This window comes from Corallococcus caeni (genome assembly GCF_036245865.1).
Classification (GTDB): Bacteria; Myxococcota; Myxococcia; order Myxococcales; family Myxococcaceae; genus Corallococcus; species Corallococcus caeni.
Window position 1 is genome coordinate 222,663 of the sequence record NZ_BTTW01000011.1, and the last position, 14,447, is coordinate 237,109.

Annotated in this window: 11 protein-coding genes; 3 read left to right on the top strand and 8 right to left on the bottom strand. The window is 71.3% G+C overall.

What is annotated here, in order from left to right; genetic code table 11:
- Window positions 1-46 precede the first annotated feature (46 nt).
- Both AABA78_RS35190 and acnA read left to right on the top strand, forming a co-directional pair.
- The gene (locus AABA78_RS35190; protein WP_338269845.1) at window positions 47-1,318 is read left to right on the top strand and encodes a phospholipase D-like domain-containing protein; all 1,272 of its coding nucleotides are present in this window, start codon (window positions 47-49) and stop codon (window positions 1,316-1,318) included.
- Between the two features lie 128 nt (window positions 1,319-1,446).
- On the top strand, window positions 1,447-4,182 hold the full coding sequence (gene acnA, locus AABA78_RS35195) for an aconitate hydratase AcnA (RefSeq protein ID WP_338269846.1): 2,736 nt from the start codon (window positions 1,447-1,449) through the stop codon (window positions 4,180-4,182).
- Between the two features lie 74 nt (window positions 4,183-4,256).
- Here acnA and AABA78_RS35200 read toward each other — a convergent pair whose 3' ends face one another.
- From AABA78_RS35200 to AABA78_RS35225, 6 genes are all read right to left on the bottom strand, one after another.
- On the bottom strand, window positions 4,257-4,679 hold the full coding sequence (locus AABA78_RS35200; RefSeq protein WP_338269847.1) for an HD domain-containing protein: 423 nt from the start codon (window positions 4,677-4,679) through the stop codon (window positions 4,257-4,259).
- Window positions 4,680-4,714: 35 nt separating this feature from the next.
- Window positions 4,715-5,350, bottom strand: coding sequence for a hypothetical protein (locus AABA78_RS35205; protein ID WP_338269848.1), 636 nt, complete (start codon window positions 5,348-5,350; stop codon window positions 4,715-4,717).
- A gap of 26 nt (window positions 5,351-5,376) precedes the next feature.
- Window positions 5,377-6,492, bottom strand: a complete 1,116-nt coding sequence (locus AABA78_RS35210) for a PilW family protein (protein ID WP_338269849.1) — start codon at window positions 6,490-6,492, stop codon at window positions 5,377-5,379.
- Window positions 6,489-7,085: a PulJ/GspJ family protein gene (locus AABA78_RS35215; protein ID WP_338269850.1), complete on the bottom strand. Its 597-nt coding sequence runs from the start codon at window positions 7,083-7,085 to the stop codon at window positions 6,489-6,491. Before AABA78_RS35215 ends, AABA78_RS35210 begins: the two co-directional genes overlap by 4 nt.
- Entirely contained in the window at window positions 7,082-11,323 is a 4,242-nt protein-coding gene (locus AABA78_RS35220; RefSeq protein WP_338269851.1) for a pilus assembly protein, read from the bottom strand. The genes AABA78_RS35215 and AABA78_RS35220 overlap by 4 nt, the downstream gene beginning before the upstream one ends.
- A 190-nt stretch (window positions 11,324-11,513) precedes the next feature.
- Complete coding sequence (locus tag AABA78_RS35225; RefSeq protein WP_338269852.1) at window positions 11,514-11,912, bottom strand: peptide chain release factor-like protein; 399 nt, start codon at window positions 11,910-11,912, stop codon at window positions 11,514-11,516.
- Window positions 11,913-12,002: 90 nt separating this feature from the next.
- On the opposite strand from AABA78_RS35225, the gene AABA78_RS35230 reads away from it, so the two are divergent.
- Complete coding sequence (locus AABA78_RS35230; protein WP_338269853.1) at window positions 12,003-12,698, top strand: pirin family protein; 696 nt, start codon at window positions 12,003-12,005, stop codon at window positions 12,696-12,698.
- A gap of 8 nt (window positions 12,699-12,706) precedes the next feature.
- On the opposite strand, the gene AABA78_RS35235 is transcribed toward AABA78_RS35230, so the two are convergent.
- The gene (locus AABA78_RS35235; RefSeq protein ID WP_338269854.1) at window positions 12,707-13,420 is read right to left on the bottom strand and encodes a hypothetical protein; all 714 of its coding nucleotides are present in this window, start codon (window positions 13,418-13,420) and stop codon (window positions 12,707-12,709) included.
- Window positions 13,421-13,504: 84 nt separating this feature from the next.
- Window positions 13,505-14,404, bottom strand: coding sequence for a histone deacetylase family protein (locus AABA78_RS35240; RefSeq protein ID WP_338269855.1), 900 nt, complete (start codon window positions 14,402-14,404; stop codon window positions 13,505-13,507).
- Window positions 14,405-14,447 lie beyond the last annotated feature (43 nt).

Sequence of the window (14,447 nt, forward strand, 5' to 3'; positions counted from 1 at the left end):
GTCCGGGTTGCCGGTCCCTCCCCCCGTTCCCACCCTCAAGAGGGTGATGCGTGAGCTGGCGGGGGAGGACGGGCAGACGGAGGGGTTGGTTCCAGCGGCGCCGAAGCTGGCGCGCTCGACGGGGCCGGTGCCCGAGCACGCTCCGGTGTGGAGCGACGGGGTGTCCCGGCGCCTGCTCGCCCGCTACTACCTGCCGCAGCACCACCCCACCCTCCAGGGCAACGCGTGCCGCCTCTTGCGCGACGGCGTGGAGGCCTACCCGGAGATGCTGGAGGCCATCCGCCGCGCGCGCCGCTCCATCCGCCTGGAGACGTACATGTTCGTCACCGACGCGGTGGGCGAGCTCTTCGGCCAGGCGCTGGCGGAGGCCGCCGAGCGCGGCGTGCACGTGAAGGTGCTCTACGACGCGGTGGGCTCCTGGACCAGCCGCAGGAGCTTCTTCGAGGGCCTGCGCCAGCGCGGCGTGGACGTGCGGGCGTTCAAGCCCTTCAGCCTCCAGCGCGGACTGCGCCACCTGCTGCGCCGGGACCACCGGAAGATTCTCGTGGTGGACGGCACGGTGGCCTTCACGGGCGGGGTGAACATCGCGGCGCACTGGGCCCCGGAGGGGCAGGGCGTGGCGTGGCGCGACGACGTGCTGCGGATTGAAGGCCCGGCGGTGCACGAGCTGGAGCGGCGCTTCCTGGCCACGTGGCGGATGATGTTCCGCGACCGCCTGAGCCGGCTGCGCCGGAAGATCCGCGGCGGGGCGCACGCGCCCAGGGCCCTGCTCCCCCGGGGGGACGTGGGACTGGCGGTGCTGTCCAGCCGCCGCAGCATCCACCGCGCGTACCTGCACGCCATCCAGCGCGCGCGGGCCAGCGTGCTCATCGCCGCGGGCTACTTCGTGCCGGACCGGCGCATGGTGGCCGCGCTCAAGGACGCGGCGAAGCGCGGCGTGGAGGTGAGCCTGCTGCTCAACGGGGGCAAGAGCGACCACCCGTTCCTGGAGCACGCGACGCGCGCCTTCTACGAGCCGCTGATGGAGGCCGGCATCCGCATCTTCGAGTGGCGCCGGGGCGTGCTGCACGCCAAGACGGCCGTCGTGGACGGCGTGTGGGGCACCATCGGGTCGTTCAACCTGGAACGGTTGTCGCTGGCCTTCAACCACGAAGTGAACGCCGTCTTCGCGGATCCCCGGCTGGGGCGCGACCTGGAGGACTCGTTCCGTCTGGATTGCGGCAACTGCCGCGAGGTGGACCTGGCCGCTTTCCGCCGCCGGCCCCTCTGGCAGAAGGCCGTGGAGCGCGTGCTGTACTTCTTCCGCAAGGTGCTCTGAGCGGGGCCGTAAGCCCGGGGGCCAAGGCAACCGTCCACCGTCTTCAACGCGGTGCAGGAACCCTTTGCATGCCGGGGGGGACACGCCTAGAAGTTGCGTCATTCCGGCACGGAAGGACGGCAACGCACATGACGGACAGTTTCGGCACCAAGGCCCAGCTCAAGGTCGGCTCGGCCACCTACGACTACTTCAGCCTGGCCACGCTGGCGAAGGCCCACCCGGCGGTCAACCGCCTCCCGTTCTCGCTCAAGGTGCTGCTGGAGAACCTGCTGCGCAACGAGGACGGCCGCGTCGTCAAGCGCGAGCACATCGAGAAGATGCTCGCCTGGGACCCCAAGGCCGCCCCGGAGACGGAGATCTCCTTCCACCCCGCGCGCGTGCTGCTCCAGGACTTCACCGGCGTGCCGGCCGTCGTGGACATGGCCGCCATGCGCGAGGCCCTGGCCGCCATGGGCGGTGACCCCGCCAAAATCAATCCGCGCAACCCGGCGGACCTGGTCATCGACCACTCGGTGCAGATCGACTCGTTCGCCACCACCGCGGCCTTCAAGGAGAACGCGGAGCTGGAGTTCGAGCGCAACCGCGAGCGCTACGCCTTCCTGCGCTGGGGCCAGAGCGCGTTCAAGGGCTTTGGCGTCGTTCCCCCGGACATTGGCATCTGCCACCAGGTGAACCTGGAGTTCCTGGCGCAGGTGACGTTCCGCCAGGGCAAGACGGTGTACCCGGACACGCTGGTGGGCACGGACAGCCACACCACGATGATCAACGGCCTGGGCGTGGTGGGCTGGGGCGTGGGCGGCATCGAGGCGGAGGCCGCGCTGCTGGGCCAGCCCATCACGATGCTCATTCCGCAGGTGGTGGGCTTCAAGCTCACCGGCAAGCTGCCCGCGGGCGCCACGGCCACGGACCTGGTGCTCACCGTCACGCAGATGCTCCGCAAGAAGGGCGTCGTCGGCAAGTTCGTGGAGTTCTACGGCGAGGGCCTGAAGAACCTGTCGCTGCCGGACCGCGCCACCATCGCGAACATGGCCCCGGAGTACGGCGCCACCATCGGCTTCTTCCCGGTGGACGAGGAGAGCTGCAACTACCTGCGCTTCACCGGCCGCCCGGATGACGTGGTGGCGCTGACGGAGGCGTACGCCAAGGAGCAGGGCCTGTGGCTCAACGCGGGCGCCCAGGAGCCGCTCTTCAGCGACACGCTGGCGCTGGACCTGGCCGCCGTGGTGCCCAGCCTCGCGGGCCCCAAGCGCCCGCAGGACCGCGTGCCCCTGAAGGACATGAAGGCCGGGTACGAGTCGTCGCTCGTGGAGATGCTGTCCGCCGGCAAGAGCAAGGGCGAGGACGACGAGGGCCCCAAGGGCGGCGCGAAGGCCCCCGCGGCCCCGGTGCCCCCGGAGCGGCTGGCCCAGTCCGTCACCGTGAAGGCGGGCAAGCAGAGCTACACGGTGGGCCACGGCGCGGTGGTCATCGCGTCCATCACGTCCTGCACCAACACGTCCAACCCGGCCGTGCTGGTGGCCGCGGGCATCCTGGCGAAGAAGGCCGTGGAGAAGGGCCTCAAGCCGCAGCCCTGGGTGAAGACGTCCCTGGCCCCGGGCAGCCGCGTGGTGACGGAGTACCTGCGCGACGCGGGCCTGCTGCCCTACCTGGAGGCCGTGGGCTTCCACGTCGTGGGCTACGGCTGCACCACCTGCATCGGCAACTCCGGCCCGCTGCCGGAGGCCGTGTCCAACGCCGTGGTGGAGGGCGACCTGGTGGTGGCGGCCGTGCTGTCCGGCAACCGCAACTTCGAGGGCCGCATCAACCCGCACGTGCGCATGAACTACCTGGCGAGCCCCCCGCTCGTGGTGGCGTACGCGCTGGCCGGTGAAGTGGGCCGCGACCTGGACAACGAGCCGCTGGGCACGGACCCCAACGGCAAGCCGGTGTTCCTCAAGGACATCTGGCCGTCCAACGAGGAGATCAAGGAGACCATCCGCACGGCCGTGAAGCCGGAGCAGTTCCGCAGCCAGTACGCCAACGCCATGGACGGCGACACGCTCTGGCAGCAGCTCCAGGTGAGCAAGGGCTCCACGTTCCAGTGGGATGAGAAGTCCACCTACGTGCGCAAGCCGCCCTTCTTCGAGAACCTCCCGAAGGAGCCCAAGGCCGTGCAGGACATCAAGGGCGCGCGCGTGCTGGCGCTCCTGGGTGACTCCGTCACGACGGACCACATCTCCCCCGCGGGCAACATCGCGAAGACGAGCCCCGCCGCGAAGTACCTCATGGCGGAGGGCGTGGAGCCCAAGGACTTCAACTCCTACGGCGCGCGCCGCGGCAACCACGAGGTGATGGTGCGCGGCACCTTCGCCAACATCCGCCTGAAGAACCTGCTCGTTCCGGGCGTGGAGGGCGGCGTCACGGTGCACATCCCCACGCGCGAGCGGATGAGCATCTACGACGCGTCCATGAAGTACCAGGCGGACGGCACGCCCCTGGTGGTGCTCGCGGGCGCCGAGTACGGCACGGGCTCCAGCCGCGACTGGGCGGCCAAGGGCACGCAGCTGCTGGGCGTGAAGGCCGTCATCGCCAAGAGCTTCGAGCGCATCCACCGCTCCAACCTCGTGGGCATGGGCGTGCTGCCCCTGCAGTTCGAGGCGGGCCAGGACGCGCAGTCGCTGGGCCTCACCGGCCACGAGACGTTCGAGATCACCGGCATCGCGGAGGGGCTGGCGCCGCAGAAGAAGCTCACCGTGAAGGCCACCGGTGAGAAGGGCCCCATCGAGTTCACGGCGCTGTGCCGCATCGACACGCCGAACGAGCTCGACTACTACCGCAACGGCGGCATCCTCCAGTACGTGCTCCGCCAGCTCGCCAAGGCGTAAGGCGCGCGCGTCACGCGGTGTCGCGGCCCGGCCGCCCTCGCTTCATGGGAGGGTCGCCGGGCCGTCGTCTTTTCCTACTCCGCTCGCAGGCGCGTCCAGGCGGCCACGTAGCGCGACAGGCGCTCGGCGTCCTTGGGCGTGACGTCCTTCAGCCGGCGCACGTCCATGTTGTCCTCCAGGTCCGCCAGCTTCACGCGGCGGGCCAGGGGGTGGGGACGCAGCCGTTCGATGAAGGCCTCGTAGGTTTCGCCTTCGCGCTTCGTGAGGCAGTCCAGCGCGGACAGCACGTCCTCCGGGTAGCCCATCTCCCGCAGGCGCTCCAGGGTGTACGGCGTGTCCTCCACCACGTCGTGGAGGATGGCCGCGGTGCGCTCCGCGTCGGATGACAGACGCAGCATCACCCTCAGCGGGTGGAGGATGTAGGGCTGTCCTGCCTTGTCGCGCTGACCCTGGTGCGCGGCCACCGCCAGGGCGATGGCGTCTTCGAGCGTGGGCATGGACGTCAGCTTCGCACGCCCGGCGGGCTCACGGCTCAATGGTTCATGTTGCCGGAGCCCGTGCCGCCGCCCGCCTGCGCCGAGTAGACCTCGCCGCCGCCGCTGGACTTGAGCAGCCCCTCCACGGCGAGCACGTTGGGGTCCAGTTGGTTGGTGTCGCCCCGGCGCGGAATCAGCGTGTCGCTGATGCACAGGGCGCCCACGACGACGTTCTGATCATTGTCGCGGTTCCACTCGGGGGGGAGCGGCTTGAGTTCGTCCTCGTTGTCCCGGACGTAGAGGTACACGTCGTCCTTGCCGTCGCCGTCCAGGTCCGCGAACAGCGCCGGGTTCACCGCCTTGATGGCCGCGCGTCCGGCGGCGGTGCGCGGGTTGGCGGGCGACGGGTTGGTGGGCGAGGCGATGGGGTCGTAGACGGACGGCGCGCCCAGGAAGGTGTTCCACTTCGCGAAGTTGCGGCCGAAGTAGGCGCGCGCCAATTGCAAGCCGCTCTCCGCGCAGCCCTGGCGCTGGCCCGTGCGGCTGGAGGTCACGGCGCGCGTGCGCTCGCTGCTGGCGTAGGCCATCACGCCCGCCACCAGGCCCAGGAGCACGGTGACGAGCAGCACGACGAGCAGCAGCGTGGCGCCGCGGGTGGAGCGGGGGGCTCTGGACGAGGGGCGCGGGGACATGGCGGAGGACCTCACGGAAGACGGACTCACAGGCTGGCCGAGGCCAGGTTGGGCAGCTCCGCCCGGCGCGAGAAGAGGCTGCGGAAATAGCCGTCCGCGGGCACGGCGGCGGGCGTGTGGTTCTCCACCGTGAGCGGCAGGTCCTCGGAGAGGACGGCCTGGTCCCGCGTGTCGCGGCGGGGCGAGCGGCCCGTGGCCACCACGCTGACGCGCACCGAGCGCAGGCCCGGCGTGTACTCGGGCTTGAAGCCGTTCTGGAAGTCGTAGTGGGCCGGGTCTCCCGAGTTCGTGGCGTCGACGCCGAAGGCCACCTGGAGGTCCTCCACGAAGTCCTGCACCACCACCGGGGCGCCCATATCCACGAAGGGGCGCCCCGCCACGTCACCGCCGGGCTTGCCCTCCGCGCGCATCAGCGCCTTGCGGCCGTTGGCCGGGTTCGTCCCGATGAAGAAGTGCAACAGCCGCACGGAGTACACCATGTCCGTGCGCTGGAAGCCGCCCTTGTGGGGCGCGTTGGAGAAGCCCGGCACGCCGGCCTCCAGGTAGTTCACCGTGGCCGTGGGCGGGGTGCTCGTCACCGACGCCTGGGTGAGCAACGCGCCGCTCTTCATGTTGCTGGCCACCAGCATCGGGTTGGCGGGCACAGCGCCGCTGGGCGTGCCCACGCAGTTGACCTCGATGGGGCCGGTGCCGCTCTTCACCACCGACATCGCCGCGCCCGGCGCGCAGTCGCGGCCCAGGTAGTTGCGGTCTGGCACCACCAGCCACAGGTCGTCGCTGCCGTCCGTGCCCGGCGCGTTGCCGGACGTGGTGGCGGCGAGCACGCCCGTGCCCGCGCCGTCCCCGCCGAAGACGGGGTTGATGCGCTGGGGCGTTCCGCCGGACACCACCCAGAGGCCCTCGGACATGCCCGCGCCGGCCTGGCGCACCGCGGACAGCAGCGTCTCTCCCGCGAGCCGCGCGTGGTCGTGGCTGTCCGCCACGTGCTCCGTGTTGTGCACCACGCGCCCGCCCGCCAAGAGCAGCGCCGTGGCCGCCGCGAGGATGATGGTGGCGAGCGCCGCGGCCACCATCGTCTCCAGCAGCGTCATGCCGCGGGTCTTCGTCCGGAGCTTCGACTGGAGCTTCGAGCGGAGCCTCATTGGACGAACACCTCGCTGTGCACGATGGCGCGCTCCAGGCTGTCGCCCTTGCGGAACGCGCGCGTCCAGAAGGTGAAGGGCAGGGCGCCGGTGGGCACCAGGGCCTGGGCCGCGGGTGGCAGGTCCCTGGGCAGCCCCTGCGTCACCAGGATTTCCCGGCAGTAGACGTCGCGGGGCAGCACCGTGTCCGGGGTGGTGGCGTCGCAGGGCGTGCCGCTGGGCACGTCCAGCGCCGGCTCCACCTGGCCCGTGGGGCGCACGCGGAAGTAGGCGCCGGTGCCCACGTCGCCCGCCTGCGGCGTGCTGGGGTCCAGCTGCCAGGGCGCCGCGCCCAGGGCCAGCTCCGACGGGTAGATGGCGGGCCGCGCGACGGCCTGGTTCGCCAGCTCCAGCTTGGACGCCAGCCACAGCCGCTGGACGCGCGCCTCCAGCAGCATGCGCCGCCCCTGGAGCACCTGGCCGTCCTTCACGTCGCGGGTGGCGGCCACCATGCCCATCACGGCGCCCACGGCCGCCAGCGCCAGGACGCTCATGGAGATGAGCACCTCCAGCAGGCCGCTGCCCCGGCGGGAGGAAGAGGGAAGGGCTCTCATTCGAGGAACCTCTGGCTCCAGTTGAGGAGCTGGTAGAGCACGCCGTTCTCGCCGGCCACGGAGTTCTTCGAGGTGGGGCTGGAGGCCCCCTCGTTGCTCCCGTTGTCGATGCGCGTGACGCGCAGGGCGCTCACCTCCGCGCCCACGATGTAGTCCTGGGACGTGCCGCCGCTGTCGCGGTGGTAGACGGCCACGCCGCCGTAGTTGGCCAGCGACGCGCCGCTCATCGGTTGGATGTCCCGCTGCGCGGCGGGCGTGTTGCCCAGGTCGATGCTGTACGTGTGGCCGCGCACGGAGGCGCTCAGCAGCATGGGGTCGTTCACGGACTCCTCCGCGGTGCTGAAGTACGCGGTGCGCCCCGCGATGGTGATGTTGCCGTAGACGTGCTCGGGCGCGGCGAACACGAGGGGGAAGGGCGCGGGCTCCTGGAGGACGCCGAAGGTGGTGGCCTCGGTGTGGGCCAGGTTCGCGCTGATGGGCGAGCCGTCCAGCCGCTTGCCGTCCATGCCCAGGGGCAGGCGCAGGCCGGCGTCCAAAAGCAGCGCGTGGAAGCGGCCCCCCACGGAGTCCGGCACCCAGTCCATGCCGGCGGTGCCCACCAGGGCCACCACCTTGCCCTTGTACTGCCCGAAGGCGGAGGTGTCCGCCGCGTCGCGCGGGATGCGCGCCAGGCCCACGTTGGTGCTGATGGGCTGGCTGGTGACGGGCAGCCCGCCGATGTTCATCGCCGTGTACTTGCAGGGCGCGGCGTCGCTGCACACGGGGCCCAGGCGCGCCACGTTGACGTTCATGCCGGTGGACGCGTCCAGCTCCCAGAGCCGGCCCTCCATGTCGCCCACGTAGAGGCGCGCGGCGCCGCTCGAGTCCTGCGACACGGTGGGCGCGGCCGGCGCGCTGTTGTCCACGCTGCTGGCGTAGGCCTGCTGCCACTGCCACAGCTTCTGGCCGGTGGCCACGTCGATGGCGAACACCTGCACGCCCTTGGCGGGAGAGCCCGGCGAGCCCGTCACCGCCGGCGCGCCGGAGCTGCTGGAGGCGACGAAGACGGTGTACACGGGCGAAAGCCCCGCCCAGCTCACGCCCACGGACAGCCCGCGCGAGCCGCCCAGGCCGCTGTAGTCATAGAGGCCGCTGGGCGCGCGGCCCGGGTCCGCGCGCGGCGGCAGCAGGAAGAGGCTGGAGTCCTCGTCCCAGGTGTACGTCCAGTCCGTGCCGCCCAGGCCCCGGTCCGTCAGCGCCACCACGGCGTGCGGCGCGCTGGAGGTGGCGTAGTGGCTGCCCACCAGGTGCCACAGCAGCACGGGCTTGAGCGGGTTCGTCACGTCCAGGGCGAACAGGTCGCGCCCCGTCTGGCCCACGTTGGCGACGAGCACCGTGTGCCACTCCCGGCGGCCGGTGCCCACGAAGTCCGCGAACACGTCGAAGACGACGGGCGCGCTGTTCACCCGCGCGGTGTTGTTGCGCAGGCCCGACAGCTGCGTGGCCGGCAGGAAGCTCCAGAGCTCCGTACCGGGCAGGGGCAGGGTGCCGTTGCGGAAGCGCTGGGCGAAGTCCGTCTTGAAGCGCGCGCTGGCGTCCGGGTTGGGGAACTGGAGCGCCTCCGCCGGGCCGTCGTAGCGCGCGCCGCCGGAGACGTAGAAGGCGTGGACCTGGCCGTCCAGGCCCGCCGCGTAGGCCACCGTGGGCCGCGCGGCGTTGCGGTCCGGGATGAAGGTGCTGGCGGGCACCACCACGGGCGACGAGTGGATGAAGCCGCCCAGGTGCGCCTTGTTGTCCGCGGCGTCGTTGTTGCACTGCGCCTGGGTGGGCTGGAGGATGGGCGTCTCGTTGGCGCCGTCGCGGCCGGACACCGTGGCGTAGCAGTAGCCGCGCACGCGCTGGAGCATCATCGCCACCGCGTTGAAGTCGTTGAGCAGCTGCCCCTTGTTGATGAGCTCGTTCGTGATGCCGAAGTCGGAGCCGCCCAGCTGCGGCGAGTACTGCGTCGCCTGCTGCAAGTCACAGACGCCGTCGCCGCCCTTCACGAAGTCGTAGCGGAAGGTGCCGTCGCGCTCCTGGGCGCGGCTGAGCTTCAGCACGTCCACGCAGTTGGGGTTGGGGGCGGTGCCGTAGCTCTTGTTGATGCGCGTGCCGGAGACCTCCTCCGGCTGCCAGCCCACCTGCAGCACCCCGTGCGGCGCGGAGCGGCCGGCGCCCAGCGACGGGTTCTGCGTCACCTCGCCGCCGAAGTAGGTGAAGAGGTTGCGGTCGCCGGGCGCGGGCATGCGCGCGTCCGCATTCCAGAGGGTGCCGTCCGACAGCGAGTTCTCCCCGTTGGCGAGCGCGTCCCCGCCAATGAGCGAGTGCGCGCGCAGCGTGCCCGGGTAGTAGGGGAACACCCAGTGCGAGCCCTGCGCGGGCGTGTACGTGTCCGCGCCGGGCGGGTAGCCCGTCACGGCGTTGTAGGAGGTCTTGAACAGGAGGGCGCGCGAGCCATTGGTGTCGCTGCCGTTGGTGTCGTCCAGCGCCACCGGCGCGGACACGGTGCGCTCGCTCTGCAGCGGTTCGCTGCCCAGGTTGAGCAGCGTGTTGAGCACGATGCGCGTGCCCGCGACGCTCCCCTTGAAGTCATGGCCCGCCAGGTAGACGACGGTGGCCTTCTGCGGATCATTGTCCTTCTGGTTGAAGGAGAAGAAGTCGTGGCCGCGATGGTCCACGTCCGCCGCCACCTGCGTCGCGTTGTCGTACTGCTGGCCGGGGGCGTAGTCCTTCCAGCTCACCGCCAGTCGCCGCACGCCGTTCTTGTAGGTCGTCCGGTAGTTCTCCGTGTGGCCCGCCACGTTGTTGAAGCGGAAGTCCCCCAGCTGGGAGAAGGGGTCGCCCGGGTTGGGGTAGAGGATGCACGCGGGCCGCGGCGAGGACTCGTTGCGGTAGTCGGGGTCCGTGCAGTTGCGGCCGTTCCAGCTGGCGCCGTTGTCGAGCTGGTTCTTCTCGAAGACGCCGTCGCCCTGGAAGCGCGAGGTGGGCACCAGCGAGCCATCCGGGCGTGAGGTGTGCTCGTAGGACCAGATGCTGGCGCACTCGGCGAACAGGCCGTTGCCGCGCTGGTGGGTGAAGAACGCGATGTTGTTGAGGACGTTCTCCGCCTGGTTGACGGCGCCGTCGCCGTTGTCGCGGTACTCGGGGCGCGTGCTGTTGCCCAGCTCCCAGTGCGGCGCCCAGAACACGCGGTAGCGGGGGCGCTGGGTGACCGGGTCCACGGCGTTGAGCAGGCCGTGGGGGAACGCGGAGGTGGAGACGAGGTCCGCGTTGGCGTGGAGCGCGTCGTAGATGAGGCCGGGCTGCCCGCCGTTGCGGGTGCACGTCTTCGTGGTGCCCTGGGGGCAGCCGCCCGCGCCCGGGAAGTCCAGGCCCGCGTTGCGCAGGTAGTCGTCCAGCATGCCGCCCTTCACGTAGGAGCTGTCGCCGGCGTCGTGGTCGTCCCGGTCCAGCAGGGCGATCTTCGGGGGCACGCGGTTGAGGCGCCGGCCGATGGGCGCGTTGAACTCGATGGTGGCCTGGTGCATGCGCACGTAGAAGCAGCCGCTGCCGTTGGTGAACGTGTCGCAGTTGCACGGCGTGCGGAACTTGTTCGGCGCGTCCGGCCCGGTGGAGGAGTTCAGGAAGTCGAGCGCGTTCTTCGCGTCCTTCGCGTCGATGATGAACGCGCCGCCCATGTACTGGACGTCGCGGAAGTTGCTGGCGGTGTTGAGCGTCGCGCGCGTGAAGTTCGGCCGCGCCTCGGCCGTGCTGGTGGTGAAGTTGTCCACGTTCGCTTCGGGGAACAGGCCCCCGGAGGGCAGCGCCTGCAGGGGCGGCACCGGCACGACGGGCGCCGCGTCCGAGCGGCTGATGTGGAAGTCGCAGCCGTCGTTCCAGCTGGGGTCGTTCCACTGGCCGTTGTTCGGCGACGGCGGCAGGTGCTTGTTGGTGGGCACGCAGCGGTTGGGGGACCGCTTCGTGTCGTCGATGGCCAGGTACACCGTCACCGGGTGGTTGGCGTTGAAGCCGCCCGCCTCGTTGGACTGCAAGAGGCGCCACACCAGGCCGTAGGCCGACAGGCTTCCACAGCCCTGCTGGAAGGTCGCCTGCTCCGGGATGATGAGCGCGCCCTGGCTGAAGGTGACGATGTCCGTGGCGGAGGCCGGCAGCGCCGTCAGCAGCGCCAGGCCCAGCAGGATTCGCCGCGGCGCGGAGATTCTGGAGGAGAGGGGAGCCAAGGGTTCACCGGGGGTTGGGGGCCAACGGACCCCCTGGGGTCAGGGGTCACCCTCGGTGTGCACATGGTGTGCCCTGGCGGCGGAGGGCTCCCCTGCTGGGAGGGCCCTGGAAAGAAACCGTGCCGCTGTGGGCAGGCGGTGTCAGCGGCTACGCAAAGCTTGCGAGGTCCGCACGTCCTGCATAGCGGCGCTAGGCCTGGTCGCCCAGCCTGCCGCCCCGGCCGGCCTTCTTCTGCGAGGTGCGCTTCTTCTCCTCCAGGCGCCTGCGCTTGGAGCCCAGGGTGGGGCGGGTGGCCTTGCGGACCTTGGGCACGAAGGTGAGGGCCTGCAGGCCCGCGCGCAGGCGGCGCACGGCGGCGTCCTTGTTCTGGGACTGGCTGCGGCGCTCGGTGGCGGTGACGGACAGCTCCGTGGGCGGGTGGGTGAGGCGCACGCCGCTGGCGGTGGTGTTGCGGTGCTGGCCGCCGGGACCGGAGGCGATGAAGAACTCCACGTCGCAGACCTTCAGCAGGGCCTCGTCATCCAGGGCGAGGGCCTCCCGGGCGGCCTGGCGTCGTGCTGGGGGAGCGATGGGCAGGGTCGGCGTCATGGCGGTCCTCAAGGTAGCGCCGGGGGGACGCCATCGGTACTGCTGTCCTGACACCTGGCGGTGAAGCCGGCAGGAGGAGGGAGCACCCGCATGATGTACGTCCGGACGTCGGAAGCGCGGGGCCACGCGGAGCAGGGCTGGCTCGACACCCACCACACCTTTTCGTTCGCGGACTACTACGACCCGGACTTCATGGGGTTCCGCGCGCTGCGCGTCATCAACGAAGACACCGTCGCGCCACGCCGGGGCTTCGGCAAGCACCCGCACCGGGACATGGAGATCCTCACCTACGTGGTGAGCGGCGCGGTGGAGCACGAGGACAGCCTGGGCACGCGCGCCCTCATCCGCCCGGGCGAGGTGCAGCGCATGAGCGCCGGCACGGGCGTGGTGCACAGCGAGAGGAACCCGCTGGATGCGCCGTTGCACCTCCTGCAGATCTGGCTCTTGCCGGACCGCCAGGGGCTGCCCCCCGGCTACGAGCAGAAGCGCTTCGCACCGGAGGAGCGCCAGGGCCGCCTGCGTGTGGTGGCGTCACCCGACGGACGGGACGGGTCGCTGACGGTGCACCAGGACGTGGTGCTGTCCGCCACGGAGCTGGACGTGGGCCAGCGGGTGGAGTCCGCGCTCAAGCCCGGCCGCCACGCCTGGCTCCAGGTCATCCGGGGCGAGGCCACGCTCAACGGCGTGGCGCTCAAGGCCGGTGACGGCGTGGCGGTGTCGGAGGAGACGGCGCTGGTGCTGGACGCGACGACGCCCACGGAGGCGCTGCTGTTCGACCTGGCTTGAGGCGGGCCTCAGGTGAGGTTCAGGTTGAACGTGAAGCCCGTCTTGGCGGTGCGCCCCTGCTCGTCGGTGGCCACGAACTTCACCACGTAGGGCAGCACGGAGAGCGAGCGGTCCGTCGTGACGCGCACCTGCGCGGTCGTCTCGCCCGCGGCCAGGGTGACCGGGTCGATGCCGAGCCGCGTGGTGTTGGAGGGGGTCTCGAGCGTGAGGGTGAGCGGGCCGGTGAAGCCCTCCGCGCGGGTCACCGTCACCGTCACCTGGCCGGACTGGCCCGGCGTCAGGTTCACCTGGCGCGGCTCCACGGCGAGGGCGAAGGCCTCATTGGGCTCGGGCGGCTGCAGGATGACGACGGCGATGCCGCTGGTGGCGGTGACGTTGTTGGCGGGGTCCTCGGCGACGAGCTGCAGCGCGCCCACGCCGTAGGCCGTGACGCTGGGGGCCACCGTGAGCGTGGGGGTGGACTTGACGATGGTCTCCCCCTCCGGGAGGGAGAACGCCGGGCCGAAGGTGACGCCCGCGGGGGCGCTGGCCGCGCTGATGCGCACCTCGCCCAGGTTGTCCGCGATGCGCTGGACGGCGATGTCATAGGGGACGGAGTCGCCGGGCGCGGCGGTGATGGTGTCCGCGCCTCCCCAGTCCAGACGGTAGTAGGGCCCGCCGCTGCCGCAGCCCAGGGCCAGCGCGCAGGCGAGGGTGGCAAGACGGGGAAGGGGACGCGACATGAGCGGGCTCCAGGGGTGGAGAAGCAGGGGTGAGCATGGGGCCGGGGCGCGAGCGCCCGCAAGCGGCCCGGGGGACGGCGGGCGTCAGCGGAACAACGAACACGCCGCGAGATAAGTCCCGACGTGGGCCTCCAGCGACGGCGTCAGCGGCCTCGCGTAGCCACCGCCCAGGGTGAGCACCACGGGGAGTCCGCGCTCCTTCGCCGCGCGCATGACGCGCAGGTCGCGCTCGCGCAGCCCCGCGTGGGTGAGCGACAGCCGGCCCAGGGTGTCCTCCGCCAGCGGATCCACGCCGGCCTGGAAGAAGAGCAGGTCGGCGTGCGCGGACTCCAGGACGTGGGGCAGGTGGGCGTCGAGCACGGCCAGGTACTCCGCGTCCCCCACGCCGTCCTCCAGCCCCAGGTCCAGGTGCGAGGGCTGCTTGCGGAAGGGGAAGTTGTGCTCGCCGTGCATGGAGAAGGTGAAGACGGACGCGTCGCCCGCGAAGGTGGCCGCGGTGCCGTTGCCCTGGTGCACGTCCAGGTCCACCACCACCGCGCGGCGGATGGCCCCTTCCGCCTGGAGGACGCGGATGGCCACGGCGATGTCGTTGAAGACACAGAAGCCCTCCCCGTGGTCCGGGAAGGCGTGGTGCGTGCCGCCGGCCAGGTTCGCGCCGAAGCCGTCCTCCAGGGCGGCGCGGGCGGCGGCCAGGGTGCCGCCCACGGACGCGCGCGCGTTGTCCACGAGCAGGAGGGACCAGGGGAAGCCCAGCCGGCGCAGCTCCGCGTCCGTGAGGGCGCCGCCGAAGAAGGCGTCCAGGTAGCGCGGGGTGTGCACGCGCTCCAGGTCCGCCCGCTCCGCGCGGGGGGCCTCGTGGAAGGCGGCCGGGGGCAGGATGCCGCGCGCGAGCAGGATTTCGCGCAGCAGCCGGTACTTCTCCATGGGGAAGCGGTGCCCGTCGGGCAGGGGGACGGAGTACCTGTCGATGTGGAAGACGCGCACGGACCCAGGGCGTAACGCCGGTTTCCGGGGGCCGCAACCGGGG